This is a genomic window from uncultured Roseobacter sp. (assembly GCF_947491795.1).
Taxonomy (GTDB): Bacteria; Pseudomonadota; Alphaproteobacteria; order Rhodobacterales; family Rhodobacteraceae; genus Roseobacter.
Map to the genome: position 1 here is coordinate 1,305,422 of NZ_CANLKW010000001.1, position 22,725 is coordinate 1,328,146.

At 58.9% G+C, this 22,725-nt stretch carries 22 protein-coding genes; 5 read left to right on the top strand and 17 right to left on the bottom strand.

The features are described 5' to 3' along the window. Window positions 1–3 precede the first annotated feature (3 nt). On the top strand, window positions 4–2,178 hold the full coding sequence (locus Q1A34_RS06315; RefSeq protein WP_300032122.1) for an RNA degradosome polyphosphate kinase: 2,175 nt from the start codon (window positions 4–6) through the stop codon (window positions 2,176–2,178). Between the two features lie 83 nt (window positions 2,179–2,261). Further along, the gene (locus Q1A34_RS06320) at window positions 2,262–3,830 is read left to right on the top strand and encodes a Ppx/GppA family phosphatase (protein WP_300032124.1); all 1,569 of its coding nucleotides are present in this window, start codon (window positions 2,262–2,264) and stop codon (window positions 3,828–3,830) included. Here the strand turns inward: Q1A34_RS06320 and Q1A34_RS06325 are convergent. Genes Q1A34_RS06325 through Q1A34_RS06355 form a run of 7 tightly spaced genes read right to left on the bottom strand, consistent with a single transcriptional unit; the run spans window position 3,827 to window position 10,137 of the window. Further along, on the bottom strand, window positions 3,827–4,165 hold the full coding sequence (locus Q1A34_RS06325) for a hypothetical protein (RefSeq protein ID WP_300032126.1): 339 nt from the start codon (window positions 4,163–4,165) through the stop codon (window positions 3,827–3,829). The genes Q1A34_RS06320 and Q1A34_RS06325 overlap by 4 nt on opposite strands. Window positions 4,166–4,202: 37 nt before the next feature. Next, entirely contained in the window at window positions 4,203–5,210 is a 1,008-nt protein-coding gene (locus Q1A34_RS06330) for an endonuclease/exonuclease/phosphatase family protein (RefSeq protein WP_300032128.1), read from the bottom strand. Next, a complete protein-coding gene (locus Q1A34_RS06335) occupies window positions 5,210–5,887 on the bottom strand; it encodes a molecular chaperone DjiA (RefSeq protein WP_300032130.1) in 678 nt (225 codons plus the stop codon). The genes Q1A34_RS06330 and Q1A34_RS06335 overlap by 1 nt, the downstream gene beginning before the upstream one ends. 39 nt (window positions 5,888–5,926) lie before the next feature. Then, window positions 5,927–6,415, bottom strand: a complete 489-nt coding sequence (locus tag Q1A34_RS06340; RefSeq protein WP_300032131.1) for a GNAT family N-acetyltransferase — start codon at window positions 6,413–6,415, stop codon at window positions 5,927–5,929. Beyond that, window positions 6,412–7,026: a VOC family protein gene (locus Q1A34_RS06345; protein ID WP_300032132.1), complete on the bottom strand. Its 615-nt coding sequence runs from the start codon at window positions 7,024–7,026 to the stop codon at window positions 6,412–6,414. The genes Q1A34_RS06340 and Q1A34_RS06345 overlap by 4 nt, the downstream gene beginning before the upstream one ends. A gap of 11 nt (window positions 7,027–7,037) precedes the next feature. Further along, window positions 7,038–9,167 (bottom strand): methylmalonyl-CoA mutase, encoded by a 2,130-nt coding sequence (gene scpA, locus Q1A34_RS06350; RefSeq protein ID WP_300032133.1) that lies wholly within the window; start codon window positions 9,165–9,167, stop codon window positions 7,038–7,040. Further along, window positions 9,130–10,137, bottom strand: a complete 1,008-nt coding sequence (locus tag Q1A34_RS06355; RefSeq protein WP_300032135.1) for a hypothetical protein — start codon at window positions 10,135–10,137, stop codon at window positions 9,130–9,132. The genes scpA and Q1A34_RS06355 overlap by 38 nt, the downstream gene beginning before the upstream one ends. 99 nt (window positions 10,138–10,236) lie before the next feature. Between Q1A34_RS06355 and Q1A34_RS06360 the strand changes: the two genes are divergently transcribed. After that, entirely contained in the window at window positions 10,237–10,686 is a 450-nt protein-coding gene (locus Q1A34_RS06360) for a DUF4174 domain-containing protein (protein WP_300032137.1), read from the top strand. Between the two features lie 69 nt (window positions 10,687–10,755). Here the strand turns inward: Q1A34_RS06360 and Q1A34_RS06365 are convergent, their stop codons facing one another. The 8 genes from Q1A34_RS06365 to Q1A34_RS06400 all read right to left on the bottom strand — a co-directional run bounded on the left by Q1A34_RS06365 (window position 10,756) and on the right by Q1A34_RS06400 (window position 16,907). Next, the gene (locus Q1A34_RS06365) at window positions 10,756–12,801 is read right to left on the bottom strand and encodes an acetyl/propionyl/methylcrotonyl-CoA carboxylase subunit alpha (RefSeq protein ID WP_300032139.1); all 2,046 of its coding nucleotides are present in this window, start codon (window positions 12,799–12,801) and stop codon (window positions 10,756–10,758) included. A gap of 120 nt (window positions 12,802–12,921) precedes the next feature. Then, window positions 12,922–13,128: a hypothetical protein gene (locus tag Q1A34_RS06370; RefSeq protein ID WP_300032140.1), complete on the bottom strand. Its 207-nt coding sequence runs from the start codon at window positions 13,126–13,128 to the stop codon at window positions 12,922–12,924. Window positions 13,129–13,429: 301 nt separating this feature from the next. Beyond that, window positions 13,430–13,786 carry a hypothetical protein gene (locus tag Q1A34_RS06375; protein WP_300032141.1) on the bottom strand — a complete coding sequence of 119 codons (357 nt, stop codon included), beginning with the start codon at window positions 13,784–13,786 and terminating at the stop codon, window positions 13,430–13,432. Window positions 13,787–13,849: 63 nt separating this feature from the next. Further along, a complete protein-coding gene (locus Q1A34_RS06380; protein ID WP_300032142.1) occupies window positions 13,850–13,990 on the bottom strand; it encodes a hypothetical protein in 141 nt (46 codons plus the stop codon). Between the two features lie 211 nt (window positions 13,991–14,201). Next, entirely contained in the window at window positions 14,202–14,591 is a 390-nt protein-coding gene (locus tag Q1A34_RS06385) for a DUF6497 family protein (RefSeq protein WP_300032144.1), read from the bottom strand. Next, complete coding sequence (locus Q1A34_RS06390) at window positions 14,588–14,986, bottom strand: cupin domain-containing protein (protein ID WP_300032146.1); 399 nt, start codon at window positions 14,984–14,986, stop codon at window positions 14,588–14,590. The genes Q1A34_RS06385 and Q1A34_RS06390 overlap by 4 nt, the downstream gene beginning before the upstream one ends. Continuing rightward, window positions 14,983–15,378 (bottom strand): RidA family protein, encoded by a 396-nt coding sequence (locus Q1A34_RS06395; protein WP_300032148.1) that lies wholly within the window; start codon window positions 15,376–15,378, stop codon window positions 14,983–14,985. The genes Q1A34_RS06390 and Q1A34_RS06395 overlap by 4 nt, the downstream gene beginning before the upstream one ends. Then, window positions 15,375–16,907, bottom strand: coding sequence for an acyl-CoA carboxylase subunit beta (locus Q1A34_RS06400; RefSeq protein WP_300032150.1), 1,533 nt, complete (start codon window positions 16,905–16,907; stop codon window positions 15,375–15,377). The genes Q1A34_RS06395 and Q1A34_RS06400 overlap by 4 nt, the downstream gene beginning before the upstream one ends. A gap of 181 nt (window positions 16,908–17,088) precedes the next feature. Between Q1A34_RS06400 and Q1A34_RS06405 the strand changes: the two genes are divergently transcribed. Together Q1A34_RS06405 and Q1A34_RS06410 are read left to right on the top strand one after the other, a co-directional pair. Beyond that, window positions 17,089–18,309 (top strand): multidrug effflux MFS transporter, encoded by a 1,221-nt coding sequence (locus Q1A34_RS06405; RefSeq protein ID WP_300032152.1) that lies wholly within the window; start codon window positions 17,089–17,091, stop codon window positions 18,307–18,309. Window positions 18,310–18,875: 566 nt separating this feature from the next. Further along, complete coding sequence (locus Q1A34_RS06410) at window positions 18,876–20,276, top strand: short-chain fatty acyl-CoA regulator family protein (protein ID WP_300032155.1); 1,401 nt, start codon at window positions 18,876–18,878, stop codon at window positions 20,274–20,276. 1 nt (window position 20,277) lies between these two features. Here the strand turns inward: Q1A34_RS06410 and Q1A34_RS06415 are convergent, their stop codons facing one another. Beyond that, on the bottom strand, window positions 20,278–20,901 hold the full coding sequence (locus Q1A34_RS06415) for a thermonuclease family protein (RefSeq protein WP_300032157.1): 624 nt from the start codon (window positions 20,899–20,901) through the stop codon (window positions 20,278–20,280). Window positions 20,902–21,026: 125 nt separating this feature from the next. Continuing rightward, window positions 21,027–22,685, bottom strand: coding sequence for a choline dehydrogenase (gene betA / locus Q1A34_RS06420; RefSeq protein WP_300032159.1), 1,659 nt, complete (start codon window positions 22,683–22,685; stop codon window positions 21,027–21,029). Window positions 22,686–22,725: the final 40 nt, after the last annotated feature.

Below are 22,725 nucleotides of genomic sequence, written 5' to 3' on the forward strand. Positions count from 1 at the left end.
CTCATGACACACGCCGATTTTCTCACAGCCGACTTTCCTGATCCAGCAGAAGACAAGGATGTCGATCCCACGGGTCCCTCACGGTTTTTCAATCGTGAACTCAGCTGGCTGGGGTTCAACTGGCGCGTGGTCGAAGAGGCCGAGAACACCCGCGTTCCGTTGCTGGAGAGGCTGCGGTTTCTGTCGATCTCGGCCAACAATCTTGATGAGTTTTACACTGTACGCGTGGCGGGCCTGCGCGAACTGGCCCACGCGGGCAATACCACGCCAGGCGCGGACGGTCTGACACCTGCCGAGCAACTGGTTCTGATTGACCAGAACGCCCGCAGCCTGATGGAGACCCAGCAAAAGGTTCTGCTGACCCTGCTGACTGAGATGGAAGAGCAGAACATCTCTGTTCTGCGCAGCGGCGACCTGACCGACGAGGACCGCACTTATCTGGAAGATGTTTTTCTGACCCAGGTCTTTGCGGTTCTGTCGCCCCTGGCGATTGATCCGGCGCATCCGTTCCCGTTCATACCCAACACCGGATATGCTCTGGCCCTGCAACTGGAACGGAAATCGGACAAACGCCCTTTGCAGGCGCTGCTGCCAATTCCAGCGCAGATCGACCGGTTTGTCTCCCTGCCCGCACCGGACGGACATCACCGCTTTCTGCCTCTGGAAGAGCTGCTTGTGATGAATGTTCAGGGGCTTTTCCCCGGCTACCAGCTCAAGGCGCATTTCGAATTCCGCGTCCTGCGCGACAGCGATCTGGAAGTTGAGGAGGAAGCCGAAGACCTGGTGCGCGAGTTTGAGGTTGCGCTCAAACGTCGCCGGCGCGGCGAAGTGGTCCGCCTGACGCATTCCGCCGGAGCCCCGGAAAAGCTCAAAGCCGTGATCATGGAGGAGCTGGGCGTAGACGCCGAGGAAGTGATCGAAATTGACGGGATGATTGGCTCTGCGGACCTGAGCGAACTGGTTCTGGACAGCCGCCCCGACCTGCTGTGGCCAAGTTTCACCCCGCGTGTGCCAGAGCGGGTCACCGATTTTGATGGGGATATGCTGTCAGCGATCCGCAACAAGGACATGCTGCTGCACCACCCCTACGAGACCTTTGACATGGTCGTGCGCTTTCTGCAGCAGGCCGCCCGCGATCCAAAGGTGGTGGCGATCAAGCAAACGCTGTACCGCACATCCCGGGACAGTCCGATCGTGGAAGCGCTCTGTGAGGCGGCAGAGGACGGCAAATCTGTCACTGCCCTGGTAGAGCTCAAAGCCCGCTTTGACGAGGCCGCGAACATCCGCCAGTCGCGCCGCCTGGAGCGGGCTGGCGCCCATGTGGTCTATGGATTTCTCGACCTGAAAACCCACGCGAAAATCTCAACCGTGGTCCGGCGCGAGGGCAATCAGCTCGTCACTTATACGCATTACGGGACGGGCAACTATCATCCGATTACGGCCCGGGTTTACACGGATCTTTCGCTGTTTACCTGCGATACCCGGCTGGGACGGGACGCAACCAAAGTGTTCAACTATCTGTCCGGATACGCCCAGCCGGAACAGCTTGATAACCTTGCGATCTCTCCGATTACGCTGAAAACAAAATTGCTGGAACTGATTGCGGCGGAGGCTGATTATGCGCGTGCGGGGAAACCCGCAGTGATCTGGGCCAAGATGAATTCCGTTATCGACAGCGAAGTGATCGATGCGCTTTATGCAGCGTCCCAGGCAGGCGTGAAAATCAGTCTTGTGATCCGTGGCATCTGCGGTCTTCGGCCGGGTATCCGAGGGCTCAGCGAAAACATCCGGATCAAATCCATCGTCGGGCGGTTTCTTGAGCATTCCAGGATCGTGTGTTTTGGGAATGGCTCCGGTCTGCCCCACAAAAAAGCGCGTGTCTTCATGTCCTCGGCAGACTGGATGGGGCGCAACCTGAACCGCCGCGTTGAAACACTGGTCGAAATCGACAACCCGACGGTCAAGGCGCAGATTGTCGGGCAGATCATGGCGGCCAATCTGGCAGATGTCGCGCAAAGCTGGGTGATGAACCCGGACGGCACATTTATCCGTCCGCCGCTGCCAGAAGGCACGTTCGCCTTTAACTGCCACCGTTTCTTCATGGAAAACCCCTCTCTTTCCGGGCGTGGCTCTGCCGGTGCCTCTGACGTGCCCAAGCTGACCCACACAGAGGACTGAGCCGCTTTACCGGGACTGACGCCAACGCCGCATTGACCCGGCGCGATAATTTTTCCAGGGTACAGCCGAACCTGCGGAGCCTTATGACTCAAGATCCAGACACACGCGCGCCAGACCTCACGGATGGCACGGAACCGGACGCAGGGCTTTTCGGACGGCCGCTGTTTCTGGATCCCGGTGCCCGGGCGCTGTCGCGCGTCGGGGTGGTGGACGTGGGGTCAAACTCCGTTCGTCTGGTGGTGTTTGACGGCGCTGCACGCTCACCGGCTTATTTCTACAACGAAAAAATTATGTGCGCCCTTGGGGCGGGTTTGTCCGATTCCGGGGTGCTGAACCCCGAAGGCCGGGTGCGCGCGCTGAATGCACTGCGCCGTTTTCAGCATCTGGCGCAGGGTATGGGCCTGCCGGCGCTGACGGTCGTGGCCACTGCAGCGGTGCGTGACGCCCGGGACGGACCGGATTTCTGCGCGGATGTTCTGCGCGAAACGGGACTGCGCATCTGGGTAATCGATGGCGAGGAAGAAGCGAGGCTCTCTGCTCAGGGTGTTTTGCTGGGCTGGCCGGGCTCATACGGTCTGGTCTGTGACATCGGTGGCTCCTCAATGGAGCTTGCAGAGATTTCCGGCGGGCGCGTCGGGCGCCGCATGACATCGCATCTGGGCCCACTGAAACTGCAGGACATCGCCGGCGGCAAAAAAGGCCGTGATAAACACATCCGTGCGACCCTTGAGCATATGCGCGACGTGATGGGCGACCAGCGCGACCGGCTGTTTCTGGTAGGCGGATCATGGCGTGCAATTGCCCGGATCGACATGCACCGGCGCGGATATCCGCTGCACGTGCTGCATGAATACAGAATGACAGCACGGAGCGTTTCGGACACGGTGCAATTCATCCGCGACGCTGACCTGTCTGAACTGCGCTCGGCCTGTGGCATTTCCTCTGCGCGGATGAACCTCGTGCCACTGGCCGCCGAGGTGCTCAAACGCCTGGTACAGACATTCCGGCCCAAAGACATTGCGATTTCCAGCTACGGTATCCGCGAGGGGATGCTGTATGAACAGATGCCCCAGCGCCTGCGCGACCGCGACCCGCTGGTAGAGGCCTGCCGGTTTGCCGAGGCCAAAGACGCACGGATGCCCGGGTTTGGCAAATCGCTCTACGCTTTTATTCATCCGCTGTTCAAGAACGTGCCCGATGCCCGCAGGCGCCTGATCAAAGCGGCCTGCCTGCTGCATGACGTCAGCTGGCGTGCGCATCCGGACTATCGCGCAGAGACCTGTTTTGACAACGCCACGCGTGCCAACCTCGGTGGGCTGAAACACTCTGAGCGGGTTTTTCTGGGGCTCGCACTGCTCCATCGCTATTCGAACAAGCGGGAAGGCACCCGTTTTGAGGAACTCTACGAGCTGATCGACGAAAAAACCCAGTTGGAGGCTGAGATCCTGGGCAAGGCAATGCGCTTTGGCGCGATGCTGTGGATGACGCAGGACGCCGAACGCGGAACACTGAAATGGTACCCCAAGAAACGCGTTCTTGAACTGCGCCTTACCAACGATATGATCCCGCTCTTTGGTGAGGTTGCCGAGGCACGGCTTATGTCTCTGGCGGGCTCTCTCCAGGCCAGCGTCGAGATCAGGCGCAAGCGCTAAAGATCAATCGGAGCTGTCGTGCCGCCCTCGGCTCCGGGTTGCGGTTCATCTGCCTCACGCGGTTTCCGACGGATGATAATGTCGCCATTTTCCAGAACTTCCGGAGCTTCATAGGCAGACCAGTCCTCAATTTCACCCATCAGGTCGGCAAGCGCAGGCCCCATCTGCTGAATAAAGGCACTGAACCCTTCCAGAGCGGGTTCTGCCTCCAGCAGCAGGCCTTCCAGAAACTGCTGGATACCGCGCTCCATAAGGGACGGGGCGTCTTCTTGCTGCGACAGCGCAGGCGACACCCAGAGTGCACTGGCAAGGGTTATGAAAATCACGCGGCTCATGGCACGATCATACAGCATCACAGACGATTCCGCGATCTCAGATGTCGATATCCAGAGTTACCGGAAAATGATCCGAAGCTGTTACCAGCGCCTCGCTAAGTTCAGTGTCCGTCCAGCATTCCGGATCATCCAGTGGGTGCCAGATGCGCCAGGCCGCACCCCGGCTGCGCAGATCCTCTGACACCATAATGTAGTCAAGCAGTGCCTGGAGAAACCGTTTTTCTTTTTGAATCCAGAACCTTGATGTTGTTGGCCGCGCGCCCAGTCTGCGGGACAGTGCCAGTGACGCATGTGGGTCGAACAGGACATCAGGCCCGGTATCGCCAAGGACAATCTCCACCGACGAACGACCAAACAACCCCTCAAACTCATCCAGCCCCGGACCATCGTTCAGATCACCCATCACCATCAGCGGTCGCGCATCGGCCAGCACCTGATCGATCCGGGCGCGCAGCCAGATGGCCTGTGCGAGCTGCTTGCGCCGGTTCGCGATGGCAATACGCATGACGTCTGCATCGCTGGTCGCGCCATGGGGCGCCTTCGACTTCAGATGCGCGCCGATCATATGCAGCTTTGTTCCCCCACGCGTCTCGATATCCAGCTCCAGCGGTGGTTTCGAAAAGCGCACGCTGTCCCGCGTTGCATCAACATCGAGATCAATGCCGAAAACCCCGTCAAAGCGAGGCACCTCGTCAGTTTCCGCGCGCGGTACATGCCGCGCGTTCAGCTGCGCAGGGTCAAAAAGCAGAGCGATCTCCTGACGGGTGTCATTGGAGAAACCGGTCACCGCTTGTGTCGTACGCAGGCCATAATGGGCGGCAAAATTTTCCAGCGCGGCAACCGTGCTCCGGCGCGGTCCACTGTCCGGCGCTTCAACGATCATCACGGCATCGGCGTTCATTGCTCGAAAAACATGAGCCAGGGCATCTGCCTGATCTGCGCGCGTCACCTTGTACCGTGCTGACCACGCACCATCCCGTACAAGCCGGTTTTCCTCATCAAACAGGTTGTTGAACCATTCGATGTTCCAGGTCGCAAACCGCATCAGCTGCGACCTGCGATTTCTTCCCATGCCAGATTGATGTCTGCCATCCGTTTCTGCGCCAGTTGCACGGCCTCTTCCGGCACGCCGCGGGCGATCATGGCATCCGGGTGGTTCTCGCGGACCAGACGCCGCCAGGCTTTGCGTATCCCGGCAACAGGCATATCCGGGCTGACGCCCAGAACAGTGTAGGGGTCCAAAGGTGCGTCCGGCACAAAACGCATACGCAGCGCGTTGAATTCGGTGTCTGGCAGGCCAAAAATCTCCGTGACCCGTTCCAGAAAGGCATTCTCGTTCGGATGATAAAACCCATCAGCCATCGCAATGTGAAAAAGACCTTCCAACAGGTCGCGCAGGGTATCGGGTTCCGCGCTGAACATGGCCCTGATCCGGGCGGCATATTCCTCGTACCCGGCAACGTCCTGCCGCGCCAGGTTGAACACTTTTGCAGCCCCCTGCTCGTCCCGCGCGGCGATGTGAAAGACTTCACGAAACGCGGTTACCTCATCCCGGGTGACATGCCCGTCCGCCTTGGCCATCTTGGCGCCCAGGGCGATCACAGCAATTGCAAAAGCGACCGATCGTTCGGGCGGGCTGCGCAGACGATCAAAAACGGCAGACAGGCCTTCTCCGGCCGTCAGTGCGGAAAGCGCGTCTGTGATGCGGGACCAGATCGACATAACAGTATCTTATCTGCTGCGCAAAGGTATGTCAGTCCGTCAACGTGACGCGCCGAGAATTTTCTGCATAAGCACAAGATCCAGCCAGCGCTCTGATTTGCGCCCGACCTGCGGCATTCTGCCAAGTTCCGTGTAACCTTGCCGACGGTGAAAGGCGATGGCACGCCGGTTTGTGCCGCTGATGCCCGCGACCATCACATGCACACCCTGCGCGGCTGCGGCCTTTTCGGCCACGTGCAGCAAACCGGCAGCCGCTCCCGAGCCTGCTGCCTCTGGTGTAACCAGAACGGTGTGCTCCGCTGTCGCCGCATAACCGGGGCCTGCGCGGAACGGCCCAAAGGTTATGAAACCGGCAAAAGCACCGCCACTTTCTGCGACCAGAAAAGCGTCCGGCCGGTCAGCAATCAGCTCTTTTATGTCAGCAGTTGTCTTCTGCACGGTGGTAAAGGTGCTCAGCGTGTCCCGGATCATCGTATTCCACAGCCGGGCAATGTCCTCTGCATCCTCAGGCCGCGCAGCCCGGATCACTGGCCGAGCACCCGCGCACCGGCAGGCGTGTCAAATTCAGCCAACAGCCCCTGTGCGCCTGTTTCTATCGCGATGCGGTCATCTGCCAGGGAGTTTTGCAGCATCAGGCGCAGGTCATCGGCCTGTGGATGCATCACCGTCAGCCGCCGCAGCCGGACACCGGACGGGGTCAGCCTTTGCGCCGGGTGCCGGGCCGTCTGCCACTGGATCAGCGCCGGTGCGCAATTGTCAAAGGGCAGTCGTCCGCTTTCCGGAACTGCCATCATCCAGCGCAGATCGCCGCGGCTGAGGTGGACGATATCGCCCATTCCGGCAGGCAGATCCTTCAGTTCCGCCACCATGTCGTCTGTGCGGCATATCCAGTTTGTCAGACGCGCAGGCCCGCTGAATGTGTCCAGATCGAACCACCGAGGCCGTCCGGGCGACGGAGCCGCCGGATTGATGGCAATTGCCTCAAGATAGAGCCCGTCACACAGGCCCAGCAACGTATTGTGCGTGAAAAACACATCATGTTCGCCGCCGGGCTGCATCCTGATACCCAGGGCATCCTCAGCAAAAGCGGTTGCCTCCTCCAGTGTCTCGCCAGAGACCGCGAGATGGTCAGGCACCATTGCAGTTCTCCTCAGGTGCGTGTTTCGCGGATCAGCTTCAGAATGTCCTGCGCCGCCTCGGGGATGTTTGTTCCTGGCCCGAAAATCGCTTTGACCCCCGCGTCATAGAGAAACTGATAGTCCTGTTGCGGGATCACGCCGCCGCAGATGACAAGAATATCACCCGCACCTGCAGCATCGAGCGCTTTGACCAGCTGAGGCGCCAGCGTTTTGTGACCCGCCGCCTGGCTGCTGATGCCGATGACATGCACATCATTGTCCACGGCATCCTGTGCCGCCTCATCCGGCGTCTGAAAGAGCGGGCCCACATCCACATCAAATCCAATGTCCGCAAAGGCGGTTGCAATAACCTTGGCACCACGGTCGTGCCCGTCCTGCCCCATTTTCACCACCAGCATACGCGGACGACGACCCTCTTCTTCGGCAAAATCCTCAACCGATTTCTGAATGGCCGCAAAACCGGCGTCGCCCTCATAGGCAGCACCATATACCCCGGCGAGCGTTTTGACTTCCGCCCGGTGACGTCCGAACACTTTTTCCATAGCCATGCTGATTTCTCCCACGGTGGCGCGTGCGCGTGCTGCCGCGACGGCGGCTTCCAGAAGGTTCCCGCCTTTTGCTGCGCGGCGCTCCAGTTCCTGCAAAGCAGCCGAACAGGCATCCGCATCGCGCTCGCTACGCACCCGTTCCAGCCGGGCGATCTGGCTTTGCCGGACCGCGGCGTTGTCAATATCAAGGATATCGATCGGGTCTTCCTTGTCACGGCGGTACTTGTTCACGCCGACGATCACTTCCGTTCCCCTGTCAATATTGGCCTGACGGGTCGCTGCGGCTTCTTCGATGCGCAGCTTTGGCATGCCGGACGCAACGGCTTTGGTCATGCCTCCCATTTCCTCGACCTCTTCGATAAGCTTCCAGGCAGCTTCGGCCAGATCGGCGGTGAGTTTCTCGACGTAGTAAGACCCGGCAAGCGGGTCCACAACATTGGTTACCCCTGTTTCCTCCTGCAAAATCAACTGGGTATTGCGTGCAATCCGGCTCGAAAACTCAGTTGGCAGGGCGATTGCCTCATCCAGCGCATTTGTATGCAGTGACTGCGTTCCCCCCAGCACCGCGCTCATCGCCTCATAGGCCGTCCGGACGACGTTGTTATAGGGGTCCTGTTCCTGAAGCGACACGCCAGAGGTCTGGCAGTGCGTCCGCAGCATCGAGGATTTGGGGTTTTTCGGATTGAATTCTGACATGATCCGGCTCCACAGAAGCCGCGCAGCCCGCAGCTTGGCGGCTTCCATAAAAAAGTTCATGCCGATGGCAAAGAAAAAGCTCAGCCGGCCTGCAAATTTGTCCACATCCATGCCGCGCTCAATGGCTGCGCGCACGTACTCGCGCCCATCCGCCAGAGTAAAGGCGAGCTCCTGCACCAGGTTCGCGCCAGCCTCCTGCATGTGGTAGCCGGAAATCGAGATGGAATTGAATTTCGGCATCTCGCTGGAGGTATATTCGATGATATCAGCAATGATCCGCATCGACGGTTCCGGCGGATAAACATAGGTGTTGCGCACCATGAATTCCTTGAGAATATCGTTCTGGATCGTGCCCGACAAAACGGCGCGGTCATGCCCCTGCTCCTCACCCGCAACAATGAAATTCGCGAGGATCGGGATCACGGCACCATTCATGGTCATCGAAACTGACACGCGGTCCAGCGGGATGCCATCAAAGAGGATTTTCATGTCCTCAATACTGTCAATCGCGACGCCGGCCTTGCCCACGTCGCCCTCGACACGTTCGTGATCGCTGTCATAGCCACGGTGCGTGGCCAGATCAAAGGCTACGGAAACGCCCTGCTGACCGTTGGCCAGCGCCTGGCGGTAAAAGGCGTTGCTTTCCTCGGCGGTTGAGAAACCGGCATACTGGCGGATCGTCCAGGGACGCCCGGCATACATGGTGGCCTTGACGCCGCGGGTATAGGGAGCCGCACCTGGCACCCCGCCCAGATGATCAAGGTCCGCAATATCTTCCTCTGTATAGACAGGCTGTACGTCGATCCCCTCGAGGGTTTTCCACGTCAGATCCTGCAGGGGGCGTCCGCGCAGCTCCGCTTCAGCGAGGCCCCGCCACTGGTCTTTTTTCGGGCTCATGTCTGTGTCCTTCCATCCTCATCCCGACCGGCTGTGTCTTTGCAGCTCTTGTCCGGGTGTCGTCCTCTGTCAGTGTGGCCAGGCCGTCTGCGCCCGCGGCCAGCCACATTTTATCATCCGAATACAGTTCTCTCAGTGCTGAGTGCTGTTCATTGTCAAAGGGGTTCCAGCGCCCCATACCAAACGGCAGTCCCGCCGTATTCTCTCCACGGTCCTGCATCGCACGGCGCAACTCTGGCAGTGTGGGTGCACGGTTCAGCCATTGGTGCTGCGATTCTGGCGGTGATGCGATATCCGCGCCTTTTTTTAAGACAGCATCGGATCGTCCGGCGAACTGCTCCATTGGCATCACGCGGAGAGGCACGCCGGGCAATGCGGTACCGATCTCGCGGATCACATCCCGCCATCCGCGTCCCGAACCGGCGATACGCCGCAAACTGTCCGGACCGGGCAACGCATTGCCCTGGGATACACCGGCTGCCAGCACGGAACACCACCACGGATCAAGGCACCGCACGGACATCATTAACCCCGTCAACTTCCCGTCCAGTAATTCTGCAATGCGTGACAGACGGGTACCTGCATTTGGGTACAGTGCTTCTGCACGAATGCTCTCGCCCAGAGGACCCATCATGTTCGCGTCGCTGATGATCAGTTTATCCGCGCCCGTGTCCTGTGCTTCTCTCAGGCGCTTTCTGACCACTTCCGCCGTACGTTTCCCCGGTCGGGTCATGTTTTTGGCGCCGTCGCGCGGCACCAGACCCGCTGGCAGTTCGCATTCGTGGTGGCCCGCGACCCAGAACGCCACGCCTGACCGCCCAAGGGCCGCACGGTTGCGGACCAGGTAGTCCTGAAAACCTGTTACAGCGGTGCGGTGTGCACCCAGATGCAGTATTACGTCCATGATCGATTTTGCCAGCTTTGCAATCGCCGTCCGAACCGGCGCGTAATTCGGAATCGCAATATTCATACCCGATAAACCCTTGCAGCAGATTTAATGGGAAATTTGCTTGTTTTGCCCATCGCATCCGGCACGGGCAGGATTATATACTGTTCAGCAGGAGGACTGATGAAAACACTATTACCCCTTGTTCTGACAGGTATTTTCGCACTGACCCAGCCCGCTGTGGCCAATGGTGAGAGTGAAGAGAATCCGCTGTTTTTTTCCATGGATGAGGTCAATTTGAACCAATTCAAGTGGAAAAACCGACCTGTGGTTGTATTTGCCGAGACCGAAAACGACCCTGCCTTCATCGAACAGATGGACCTGCTGCGCGCCAGAGAGTCGGCGCTGAGGGAGCGTGACGTCGTTGTGATCACAGACACCGACCCTGCGGCACGGTCAGATATTCGCATCAAACTGCGGCCCCGGGGGTTTATGCTGGCCATTATCGGCAAAGACGGTGGCGTAAAGCTGCGCAAACCTTTTCCCTGGGACGTTCGTGAAATCTCACGCAGCATAGACAAGATGCCGATGCGCCAGCGCGAAATACGCGCGCACAAAGAAGACATCCGGTAGCGACCGGCGCAGTATCCGGCACCCGCATGCCAGGGCCGGTTTATGACGCGGGCACCTGCCATGGCCGGCTTATTCGAACTCCATGATCACGTCGTCGACTGCAAGGCTGTCGCCGGCACCGGCATTGATTTTGGACACCACGCCTTTGCGTTCCGCGCGCAGGATGTTTTCCATTTTCATAGCCTCAATCGTGCAGAGCGCCTGGCCTTCCTGCACTTCATCACCGACGGCCACACTGACGGAAACCACCAGACCGGGCATCGGGCACAGCAGCATTTTTGACGTATCGGGGGGCAGTTTTTCCGGCATCTTGCGCGCCAGTTCCGCCTGACGCGGTGTGCGGACATGTACTTTCAGATCCGCGCCACGGGTCCGGATCCGGAAACCGCCACTGATCTTACCCACTTTGAGCACCAGCGGACTACCATCAACTGTCATCTCTGCCAGCTGATCGCCAGGGGTCCAGGCCCCGGAAACGTGCTGTTTTGTGCCATCATCAAACGATACAGACGACCCGTCCGCCTGTGCATCAATGACCACGTCAAAGGATTGCCCGCTGATGCGCACGTTCCAGTCATCCCCCACTTTGCGCTCGTGGTTGTCCATGCGGCCAGACACCCGCGCACGGCGCACTTCGGCCACGCGGTGCATCGCAGCACAGGCAGCCGCAATGCGGCGCAGCTCACCCTCCGGCAGTTCGACCCCGTCAAATCCGTCGGGATATTCCTCGGCGATAAAGGCCGTTGTCATATCGCCCGAAACGAATTTCGGGTGGTCCATAACGGCCGACAGGAACGGCAGGTTATGTCCGATCCCCTCAACCTCGAAACTGTCGAGTGCCACACGCATCTTTTCGATGGCTTCGGCACGGGTCGGAGCCCAGGTGCAAAGCTTGGCGATCATCGGGTCGTAATACATGCTGATCTCACCGCCCTCATAGACGCCGGTATCGTTGCGCACGGCCATATCACCGGCAGGCGCATCCCCCTGCCACGTGCCCTGCTCCAGCAGCGGGCCTGCTGCAACCTCGGACGGCGGGCGGTAGCGTGTCAGACGGCCAATTGATGGCAGAAAACCGCGATACGGGTCCTCGGCATAGAGACGGTTTTCGATGGCCCAGCCGGTCAGCGTAACGTCCTTCTGGCTGATCGAGAGTTTTTCACCATTGGCCACACGGATCATCTGTTCAACCAGATCCACACCGGTGATCAGTTCGGTGACGGGGTGTTCGACCTGAAGACGCGTGTTCATTTCCAGGAAATAGAAGTTCTTGTCACCATCTACGATAAACTCGACCGTACCGGCAGACGTATAGCCAACGGCCTGGGCCAGCGCCACGGCCTGCTCACCCATTGCTTTGCGGGTCGCCTCATCCAGGAACGGGCTCGGGGCCTCTTCGACGACTTTCTGGTTGCGCCGCTGGATCGAACACTCCCGCTCACCCAGATAAATCCCGTTGCCATGCGCGTCGCAAAGTACCTGGATTTCGATGTGGCGCGGCTGGGTCACAAATTTTTCAATAAAGATCCGGTCATCGCCAAAGGAGTTCGCCGCTTCGTTTTTGGATGACTGGAACCCTTCGCGCGCCTCTTCGTCATTCCATGCGATCCGCATCCCCTTGCCGCCACCACCGGCAGAGGCCTTGAGCATCACAGGGTACCCGATCTCGGTCGAGATCTTTACAGCTTCGTCTGCATCTCCGATCAGACCCATGTATCCCGGCACCGTCGACACACCCGCTTCCTGCGCGATTTTCTTGGAGGTGATCTTGTCCCCCATCTTTTCGATGGCGCCCTTGGGTGGCCCGACAAATGCGACGCCTGCCGCATCCAGTGCTTCCGCAAATTTCGCATTCTCTGACAGGAAACCATAGCCCGGATGCACAGCCTCGGCACCACTGTCCCTGACAGCCTGCATGACCCTGTCGATCACGATATAGGACTGGTTCGCCTGCGGCGGTCCGATGTGCACCGCCTCATCCGCCATCTGCACGTGCAGCGCCTGCTTGTCGGCGTCGGAGTAGACTGCAACCGTTGTGATGCCCATCTTGCGGGCGGTTTTGATAACACGGCAGGCGATTTCGCCCCGGTTGGCAATCAGGATCTTTTTGAACATCAGATGTCCCTTTTCGATTGAGCAGATGGTTTCAGAGGTGTCCGGACAGGGGACACAGAAAGACCGCGCACGGGATGCATGCGCGGTCTGAACAAGAACGTCGTCAGCGGTGCTGGAAACTCAGTTACACTTGCCCGGGTTAAGCTGGCAGTATGCGATGTTGCCCGCCGCACCGATTGCGGCGCCCTGCAGGGCGCTGTGGCCGGTGATGATCGCCGTACCAGCCCCGATGGCACCGCCACCGATGGCCTGGTCACCGACTGTCTGACCGCAGGCCGCAAGTGAGGCACAGGCAGCAATGGATAGAATGAATGCTCTGATGGGCATGATGGTGCTCCTTTTCTCTCTGGCTCCGACAGAGAAACGCCGGAGCGCTCATCGGGTTCCCGCAACACGGGATCGTGATCCCCCGCCCCGTTCAAGAAAAAGGCGGGCAGTACGCAGCGCTTAGCGCTGTACTGCCCGCCAGGGGAAGGGGTACGAAGTTTGTACACGACCGCGCTGCGGGGATACGCGCGTGCAGCCGATAATTCAGCAATACGCGTGTAAGTTGAATCACTCAAGCGGTTTGGCAATTGCCCCCCGCAATAAGCCATGTCCCGCCCATCGGGTCCTCCGGGTGGCAAAATCATGCCGATCCCTCCCCGAAAACTTCCGGAAAAGAGGCCCGAGCGAGAGGCACGTTGATGACCAGCAGGGCTTCGTAGCTTTCCGGATCAAACGGGTCTTCTGCAGGAACGACCTCGCGCCCGAAAAACCATGACAGCCGTCCCGCGTCCAGGTTTCCCCGCTCAAAGGGCTGATCACCAAAATATTCCCATAAGGCCTGGAAAAATGCCGCATCAGCACGCCGGTCTGCTGGTTTGCGATCGCGGAACCGTTCCCTTGACACGAGCGGCGTGACACCGCGCGGGTTAAAGCGTCTCAGAGTGAACTGATAGTCCGTACCTGCAAGGCGGCCGGGAAACCCACGGTGTTTCAGCATGACGGCACTCCGCCCCGCTGCCGCGTGGTCAGGACAGGCGCGAACGCCTGCCCTGGACACAGATTACTTGTATTTGCCGGTGTACTCAGGCTCGGTCGAGATGGGCTCAGGGTCCACCACAACGAATTCTTCTTCTTCCTGCGCGCATGCTGCGACGAATGCAGCGGCACAGAGTACTGCCAGTATTCTGATGCTCTTCGACATCTCTGTCTCCTGTCGTTTTTGCTCTGCCGCACCACCGGTGTGCCCCGGCGTGAACAGCATTCTGATAAAGACACCTCCAGAGTGTGTCCGCTCAAAAGGTTAGCGCAACCCGGAGACAATTGATACGCAGGCCGGATATCCAGGCCGGTTTGTGGCCTGAAAGACTCAAATCCGGCGAAAGACCGCGCATTCATCAGAAAATTACGCAAAATCACCACGGTTCCTCCCAGATACAGGCGCCGGACGTCACCCGGAACGCATCAACAAACTGGGTTACACTTTCGTCTGCCGCACCAAAGGCCACCCGCTGATCGAGCAGCGAGATCGAAACGACATCCGCAACCAGACTGTGCTCTGTGGCATATGGCAGAGCCACATGTGTGCAAAGATACTCAAAATCCCCCTCGGCGGCCGCAAAGGACACAGAACCGCCGTTGCGGGCGATCTGAGGGGCGTGAAACCGAAAGCGCAGCCAGGCTTCTCCACCCACGTCATCAATCAGCACTTCAAAGAGTTCTACGGGCTGGCCGGAAGGGGCATCGCTGGCGGTCTCCAGTCCGCCGACAGCACCCACGGCCTGTATCGGACGCACAAGGCTCATGGTGCTGCCTCGTCATGCGTTTCAAACACGGCAGGCGAAACCACTTCCAGCAGTTCGAGGTCATCCGAATGGCGGACTTCGCGATGCCGGATCCCGGGCGGCTGCAACACACAGGAACCTTCCCGCAGCAGGTGTTCGCCTGTGTCCTCATATTCAAAAACAACCCAGCCACGGGTGACATAAACCATCTGGAAGTCCAGATCGTGACTGTGCCAGGACGCGGGGCTTTCCATGCCCGGAACAGCGCGGATGACATGCGCGCCGTAGGCACCTTTTGTTGCCTCACTGATACCCAGCCTGCGATACTCGAAAAACGGGCGCAGTCCGGCACCTTCAAACCGACCATCATCGGCGTGGGCAATAGTGAACGCCTGGTTTTTCCACAGCCGTATCATACCAGCCGTCTCCGGGCGACGCAGTCGATCTCTACCAGCGCACCGACGGCCAGCGCTGTTACCCCCACGGTTGTGCGTGCCGGAAGCCTGTCAGCCGGGAAAAAGCTTTTATAGGCCTCATTGAACGCGGCATAGTCACGCTCGAATGCGGTCAGGTAGCAACGGCATTGCACAACGTCGCTCAGGTCCAGCCCAAGCCCCTTCAGAACCGTTTCCAGATTGTGCATGACCTGCCGCGTCTGGGCTGCCACGCCATCTGCCAGCGGCGCATCGGGGGATCCGGGCACGGTCGGCATCTGGCCAGTCAGAAAGACCCAGCCATCTGCCTCAACCGCGTGTGAAAACGGCGCGACATGCTCCGGTGCATCAGATATGTTGTGAAATTCCGTCACAGCGGGATGTTGTCGTGCTTTTTCCAGGGCAGATGCGTCTGCTTGTTGCGCAAAGATGCAAAAGCCCGGGCGATCCGTTTCCTTGTGGTACGCGGCATGATCACCTCATCCACAAAACCACGTTCCGCAGCGACAAACGGGTTGGCGAAACGCTCTTCATAGTCCGCAGTGTGTTTTGCGGTTTTTTCCGCATCACCAAGATCAGAGCGATGAATGATTTCCGTCGCCCCTTTTGCGCCCATCACAGCAATCTCTGCGGTTGGCCAGGCATAGTTGAAATCGGACCGCAGATGTTTGGATGACATCACAACATAGGCACCGCCATAGGCTTTGCGGGTAATCACCGTCACCATCGGCACAGTCGCCTCGCCATAAGCGTACAGCAATTTGGCACCGTGTTTGATCACGCCGCCGTATTCCTGACTGGTACCAGGCAGAAAGCCAGGGACATCAATCAGCGTCAGGATCGGAATTTCGAAAGCATCGCAGAACCGAACAAAGCGGGCGGCTTTTCTGGAACTGTCGATATCCAGGCAGCCTGCAAGCACCATCGGTTGGTTTGCAACAACGCCGACAGTCCGGCCTTCAAGGCGCACAAAACCCGTGACGATGTTCTTGGCGAACTCTTCCTGGATTTCGTAAAAGTCTCCCTCATCCGCAAGCTTGAGAATGAGTTCTTTCATGTCGTAGGGCGTATTCGGATTTTCCGGCACAAGCGTGTCCAGCGAGGGCTCAATCCGGTCCGGCTGATCAAAGAACGGGCGAACCGGCGGCTTTTCGCGGTTGTTGGAAGGCAGGAAATCAACCAGCCGGCGCACCTCTGCCAGGGCCTCCACATCATTTTCAAAAGCCGCATCAGCGACCGAGGACTTTTTGGTGTGGGTGCCCGCGCCACCAAGCTCCTCGGCGGTAACCTGTTCGTTTGTGACGGTTTTCACCACATCCGGGCCTGTCACGAACATGTAAGAGCTGTCTTTCACCATAAAGATGAAGTCTGTCATGGCAGGCGAATAGACCGCCCCACCTGCACAGGGGCCCATGATCACGCTGATCTGGGGAACCACACCGGAAGCCGTAATATTGCGCTGGAAGATCTCTCCATAACCGGCCAGGGAATCGACACCTTCCTGGATACGTGCACCACCGGAATCGTTTATTCCAATAATCGGCGCGCCGTTCTGGACTGCCATATCCATGATCTTACAGATCTTTTTCGCGTGGGTTTCTGACACAGACCCACCCAGGACTGTAAAATCCTGACTGAAAACATACACCAGCCGGCCATTGATTGTCCCCCAGCCGGCCACGACGCCGTCGCCGGCAGGTTTCTGGCTTTGCATACCGAATTCTGTGCACCGGTGCGTGACGAACATGTCGAACTCTTCAAAGCTGCCTTCATCCAGCAGCAGGTCGACCCGCTCGCGCGCAGTCAGCTTGCCCCGGCCATGCTGAGCGTCGATGCGCTTTTGCCCCCCACCGAGCCGGGCAGTGCCGCGGCGCTCTTCGAGTTCAACCAGAATGTCTTTCATAGCCTGTCCCCTGCTGTGACTGCGCGCAGCATAGACAAGACAAAGCGCCATTCGAAGGGGAATCTCGCAAATTTGCAAAGTATTTCCAGATACATGTTTGCAAATTGCAAAACTGCGAATATGCGTCAGACGCATAGCAGGTATGCGTGGACATCGCGCTGCATCTCTCTACCTTCGTCGCATGACGAAAGTACCCGTGGTCCGGTTTCTGGACCGGACGACTCCTCCACATATCGCGACACTGATCCTGCTCGCAGGCATGTCCGCAATTGTGATGAACATGTTCCTGCCCAGCCTGCCAAAAATGACAGAGCATTTCCAGACGGAATACGGGATCATGCAATTGTCTGTTGCACTCTACCTGGGGATCAGCGGGGCACTGCAGGTTTTCATTGGTCCGGTGTCAGACAAGTTCGGGCGCAGGCCGGTCATTCTGGGGGGCCTTGCGCTGTTTCTGGTAGCCACGCTTGGCTGCATCTACGCACCCACAGTTGAGATTTTCCTGTTTTTCCGTATGTGTCAGGCCGTTGTTGCGACCGCAATGGTGCTCAGCCGCGCCGCCGTACGCGACATGTTCGATCAGGACCGCGCGGCTTCGATGATTGGCTATGTCACCATGGGCATGGCGATTGTTCCGATGGTGAGCCCTATGCTTGGCGGTCTGCTGGACGAGTACTTTGGATGGAAAGCGAATTTCTGGGCGTTGTTCGTTCTGGGTGCCCTGACCCTCTGGCTGGCCTGGGCTGATCAGGGCGAAACTTTCAAAGCAAGCGGCAAATCTCTGATCGAGCAGTTTGGCGAGTATCCCGAATTGCTGCGGTCTCCGCGCTTTTGGGGGTATTCACTGGCCGCTGGTTTCTGCTCGGGCGCGTTTTTTGCTTATCTCGGTGGTGGTCCGTTTGTCGGCTCTGTGGTTTTTGGCCTGTCTCCCGTACTCGTGGGTTTCTTTTTTGGTGCGCCGGCCATCGGGTATTTTTTTGGAAATATGTTCACCGGTATTCTTGCACAGCGTGTGGGCATAAACCGCCTGATCCTGGTGGGCTGTCTGATCAACGCAAGTGGCACATTTTTGTCCCTGGGCATCTTCCTCGCCGGACAGGGCACTGCGCTGAGCTTTTTCGGGCTGATGACTTTTGTAGGGCTGGGAAATGGCCTCGTAATCCCGAATGCGACCGCAGGGATGCTGTCCGTCCGGCCGCACCTTGCCGGCACAGCATCCGGACTGGGAGGTGCAATCATGATCGGTGGCGGGGCCGCGCTGAGCGCCCTTGCCGGTGCGCTTTTAGGGCCGGGCACCGGGGCTCTGCCTCTTCTGTGGATAATGAGCGGTACGGCTTTAGCAGCTGTCGCGTCAATCATCGCTGTTTTTCACCGGGAACGCCGTCTCAGCAAGGTCGCTTGAGAGCCAGACTTCTGGTGGCTTCAGGCGCGCAAGCTTTCCATCGATTGGCAAAAGACGAACATCCTGTCAGAACTGCGGGGTTCACCCCGGCACGGCAGGAACCAAACAGCGCATACACTGTGGTCCACCCGTTTCGCAAATTTGCAAACTGTTGAGGAACACGCCGGATGCGGAACGGTGCATTGGCGCAAGCATCGCTGCTGTTTACAGTCCAGTCCGACAATGGCGTTCACTTTGCAATTCACGTCCTCTTACATGAAACGCCACTGGTTCAGCGATCGGCGAGGTGTTGGCGATGAGTATGGGTGTGTTTCCAATCTGACATGAACACTGGCGTGCATTCTGCGCCATCAGCATTTTAAGCACATACGACAACCGTCCCGAAACACTTTTTTCATTCACTTCCAGTCGCCGGATTGGCAAAAAATCCTCTGCCGATTTCCAGTTCTGACCCTGAGTTTAAACCGAATGTTAACCACAATTCCGCCACCTTGCCGGAGTCGGTTTGCAAAGTTAGCATAGCCGAATCTGCAAACCTGCAAACTCCAGTAATAGGGCCCGCGCCAATGGCTAACCAGAAACTTTACGCCGGGGCAAAGCTGAGAGAGGTCCGCACCCGTATTGGCCAGACACAGAAAGACTTTGCCGCCCGGCTCGGTGTCTCGCTGCCCTATCTCAACCAGATGGAAAACAACAATCGACCGGTGTCCACGACTGTTGTTTTATCACTAGCCCAGGAATTCGGGCTTGATGTGACAGAGTTGAGCGAAGGTGACAGCGAACGCATTGTCAGTGACATGCGCGAGGCCATGGCAGACCCGCTTTTTGCAGACGCGCCACCGCCCCTCGCTGATCTCAGGCTCGCGGCATCCAATGCGCCGGCTTTTGCTCATGCGTTTCTGGAACTGCACCGCAGCTACCGGCAGATGCAGGAACGTCTGGCCTCGCTCGATGAAGCACTGGGACGTGAGGACGCGCGCGCAACCCCCAGCCCCTGGGAAGAGGTGCGCGACTTCTTTCATTATTGCGACAACTATATCGACGCTGTTGATCGTGCCGCCGAAAACTTTTCCGGAAAAGAAGGACACCACCGGAACATCCGCGTCGCAGCCGTTGCCACCCTTGGCAACAGCGGCGTAAGTGTTTCTTTTGAGGACACAGATCAGCTCAGACGCTTTGATCCCGACACCGGCAGACTGGTGTTGTCCCGCCGCGCACCACCCGAAAGCCAGACCTTCCAGTTGCTCTTGCAGGTCGCACTGGTCAAACAGGACGCGCTTCTCGAAGCCACGCTCGATCTTGCGAAATTCCAGAGCCGCGAAGCCCGTGCGATTGCCAAAATCGGCCTCGCCAACTATTTCGCGGGTGCCGCGCTGATGCCCTATGCCGTGTTTCAGCGCATCGCCAGCGAGAGCCGCCACGATCTGGAAGTTCTTGCCGGACACTTCGGCGCCTCCGTCGAGCAGGTGGCACACAGGCTGTCCACCCTGCAACGGCCGGGTGCCAAGGGCATACCCTTCTTTTTCGTCCGGGTGGATCAGGCAGGAACGATCACCAAGCGCCATTCTGCAACACGGCTGCAATTCGCCCGTTTCGGCGGTGCCTGCCCGCTTTGGAATGTGCACCGCGCCTTTGAAATGCCCGGCCAGTTCCTGCGACAGCTCGCCGAAACACCGGATGGTGTACGATACATCAGCCTTGCACGAGACGTTTCAAAACCGGCCGGTCGGTTTGGCGCACCGGTCAGACGCTATGCCATTGCGCTGGGATGCGAGATCCGCCATGCCGGTGATCTTGTCTACGCCGATGGTATGGACACAGGGCGCGACGCCGCCTTTGAACCTATTGGAATTTCCTGCCGCATCTGCGAGCGAACGGCCTGTCATCAGCGCGCCGTTCCGCCGCTGGAACGTAAACTGGAGGTGGACCCCAACGAACGCGGCGTTCTGCCCTATCAGGTCGTCTGAGCTAGCGACGCGCGGCACGCCACCCGGCGCGAACGGCCTCGTCTTCCGAGCAGAACCAGCGTTCGCCCCGGTCCGTCCGGATGCCTGTACGTTCATAATCGCGCTGGCCGGGCATGTGGAAAATGCGGGTTCCCTTGCTGGAGATATTACCCTTGATCGGACAGCTGCGATCAGGTGGGATGCGGCCCCGCGCACGCGTTTTATGGAATTGCGACGGGTCCTGAACACGGCTGGCATGCAGGCCTACGTCTCTGATGGCCGCGCTTTTTTCGATCAGGTCATAGGCCATGGAGTAACGGCGATAGGCAAAGGCGAGACCTTCGCTTACCAGGGTCTCGCCCACGTCCGTGCCGCCGATATCGCAGGTTGCGACTACCCGGCCATAAAGGTCCCGGTCCACCTCTTTACAGACAGCTCTGGTGCCTGAATAGCGCTCATGAACGATCTGACCAACCCAGGCACCGCACTGCCATTTCTGCCCCTGCTCTGTCGTGCAGGTCTGATCCGCCTCCGGCGCGTCGATCCCGAAAAGCCTCACACGTGTGCCGCCCACGTCAAAGGTGTCCCCGTCAATGACGGTTACTTTTCCTGTCACATCCGCCAGGGCGAATGCAGGAACGGTCACGGCAACAGCGATGGCCGCAAGAAATGTAAAAACCACTCTTCCCACAGCAGGCGTATGCGCGAACCATCCCGTTCGCTCAACACCTTTTGTTAACCTGAGTTAACTCAGCCGCGCCGGTCGCAGCCTCAGCGCTGTGCCGTTTCCCATTGCGGATGTACCCACGGCGCATCATTGGCGCGCGCAAGCGGGTCCCGGCCCAGCAAGTGGTCGGACACTTTTTCACCCACCATAATCGACGGCGCGTTCAGGTTCCCGTTTGTGATGCGCGGAAAAATGCTGCTGTCCGCGACGCGCAGCCCGTCGACGCCGATCACACGGGCCTGCGGGTCCACGACTGCCCCCGGATCGTCCGCCCGGCCCATACGGCAGGTGCCACAGGGGTGATACGCGCTTTCCGCATGTTCGCGGATCGCGTCGTCCAGTTCGTCGTCCGTCTGCACCGCTGCCCCTGGCTGGATTTCGTGATTTACAAAGGGTTTGAAGGCCTCCTGGGCAAAGATCTCGCGTGTCAGACGAATACAGCGGCGGAAATCCACCCAGTCCTGCTCTGTCGACATGTAGTTGAAAAAGATGCGTGGCGCCTCCGCGGGATCAGCAGAGCGCAGCGTGATCTCTCCGCGTGACGGAGACCGCATCGGCCCCGTATGCGCCTGAAACCCGTGCCCTTCTGCCACGGCCTGCCCGTCATACCGCACGGCCATGGGCAGAAAATGATATTGCACATCCGGATAGGGAATACCGGCACGCGACCGGATAAAGGCGGCACTTTCGAACTGATTGGACGCTCCCATACCGGTTTTGGTAAACAGCCACTGCGCGCCGATGACCGCCTTGGACAGCAGATTCCAGTGCTTGTAGAGCGTGATCGGCTGCGAGGCCGCCATCTGGACATACATCTCCAGATGGTCCTGCAGGTTCTGTCCCACCCCTTGCCGGTCTGCCACAACATCAATTCCGTGCCCGGCCAGATGCTGCGCCGGGCCGATGCCTGACAGCATGAGGAGTTTCGGGGAATTGATCGACGAAGCTGCCAGCACCACTTCCCGCCTGGCCCGGATCAGTTGGGATGTGCCACCGCGCCGCAGTTGAACACCTGTGGCCCGGCCTTCCTGAATTTCGATTTTCTCCGCAAGACCGCGTACCAGCGTACAGTTTTCCCGTTTCAGTGCCGGGTGCAGGTAGGCATTCGCGGCGGACCAGCGCCGCCCCCTCCAGACTGTCTGCTCCATAGGGCCAAAGCCCTCTTGCTGACGGCCGTTGTAATCACCGGTTACCTTGTACCCCGCCTGGGCACCGGCATCGACAAACGCCTGATAGAGCGGGTTTTCCCGCGGGCCGCGCGTCACATGCAGGGGGCCATCGACCCCGCGCCAGGACGGATCACCACCGTGTCCGCCGTCGTGCCAGCTTTCCATACGTTTGTAATACGGCAGCACATCGGCATAGGCCCAGCCATCTGCCCCGGCTTCCTGCCAGTGATCGAAATCCAATGCGTGCCCGCGCACATAGACCATTCCGTTGATGCTGGAGGATCCACCGATGACCTTGCCACGCGGACAGGCCAGCCGACGTCCACCCAGATGCGGCTCCGGCTCGGACGTAAACCCCCAGTCGTACATCTTCATGTTCATCGGATAGGACAGAGCCGCAGGCATCTGAATAAAGGGGCCTGCGTCGGTGCCACCGTATTCGATCACAATCACCGATGCGCCCGCTTCACTCAGGCGATAGGCCATGGCACAGCCCGCACTGCCTGCCCCTACAATTACAAAATCCGCTTCCATATCCGTTCCGTTGTTGTCCGTCCGCCGCGCCGGAGGCGCC

Coding starts and splice junctions, on each gene's coding strand:
- Q1A34_RS06315 (WP_300032122.1), top strand. CDS start 4: ATGACACACGCCGATTTTCTCACAGCCGACTTTCCTGATCCAGCAGAA.
- Q1A34_RS06320 (WP_300032124.1), top strand. CDS start 2,262: ATGACTCAAGATCCAGACACACGCGCGCCAGACCTCACGGATGGCACG.
- Q1A34_RS06325 (WP_300032126.1), bottom strand. CDS start 4,165: ATGAGCCGCGTGATTTTCATAACCCTTGCCAGTGCACTCTGGGTGTCG.
- Q1A34_RS06330 (WP_300032128.1), bottom strand. CDS start 5,210: ATGCGGTTTGCGACCTGGAACATCGAATGGTTCAACAACCTGTTTGAT.
- Q1A34_RS06335 (WP_300032130.1), bottom strand. CDS start 5,887: ATGTCGATCTGGTCCCGCATCACAGACGCGCTTTCCGCACTGACGGCC.
- Q1A34_RS06345 (WP_300032132.1), bottom strand. CDS start 7,026: ATGGTGCCTGACCATCTCGCGGTCTCTGGCGAGACACTGGAGGAGGCA.
- scpA (WP_300032133.1), bottom strand. CDS start 9,167: ATGAGCCCGAAAAAAGACCAGTGGCGGGGCCTCGCTGAAGCGGAGCTG.
- Q1A34_RS06355 (WP_300032135.1), bottom strand. CDS start 10,137: ATGAATATTGCGATTCCGAATTACGCGCCGGTTCGGACGGCGATTGCA.
- Q1A34_RS06360 (WP_300032137.1), top strand. CDS start 10,237: ATGAAAACACTATTACCCCTTGTTCTGACAGGTATTTTCGCACTGACC.
- Q1A34_RS06365 (WP_300032139.1), bottom strand. CDS start 12,801: ATGTTCAAAAAGATCCTGATTGCCAACCGGGGCGAAATCGCCTGCCGT.
- Q1A34_RS06370 (WP_300032140.1), bottom strand. CDS start 13,128: ATGCCCATCAGAGCATTCATTCTATCCATTGCTGCCTGTGCCTCACTT.
- Q1A34_RS06375 (WP_300032141.1), bottom strand. CDS start 13,786: ATGCTGAAACACCGTGGGTTTCCCGGCCGCCTTGCAGGTACGGACTAT.
- Q1A34_RS06380 (WP_300032142.1), bottom strand. CDS start 13,990: ATGTCGAAGAGCATCAGAATACTGGCAGTACTCTGTGCCGCTGCATTC.
- Q1A34_RS06385 (WP_300032144.1), bottom strand. CDS start 14,591: ATGAGCCTTGTGCGTCCGATACAGGCCGTGGGTGCTGTCGGCGGACTG.
- Q1A34_RS06390 (WP_300032146.1), bottom strand. CDS start 14,986: ATGATACGGCTGTGGAAAAACCAGGCGTTCACTATTGCCCACGCCGAT.
- Q1A34_RS06400 (WP_300032150.1), bottom strand. CDS start 16,907: ATGAAAGACATTCTGGTTGAACTCGAAGAGCGCCGCGGCACTGCCCGG.
- Q1A34_RS06405 (WP_300032152.1), top strand. CDS start 17,089: ATGACGAAAGTACCCGTGGTCCGGTTTCTGGACCGGACGACTCCTCCA.
- Q1A34_RS06410 (WP_300032155.1), top strand. CDS start 18,876: ATGGCTAACCAGAAACTTTACGCCGGGGCAAAGCTGAGAGAGGTCCGC.
- betA (WP_300032159.1), bottom strand. CDS start 22,685: ATGGAAGCGGATTTTGTAATTGTAGGGGCAGGCAGTGCGGGCTGTGCC.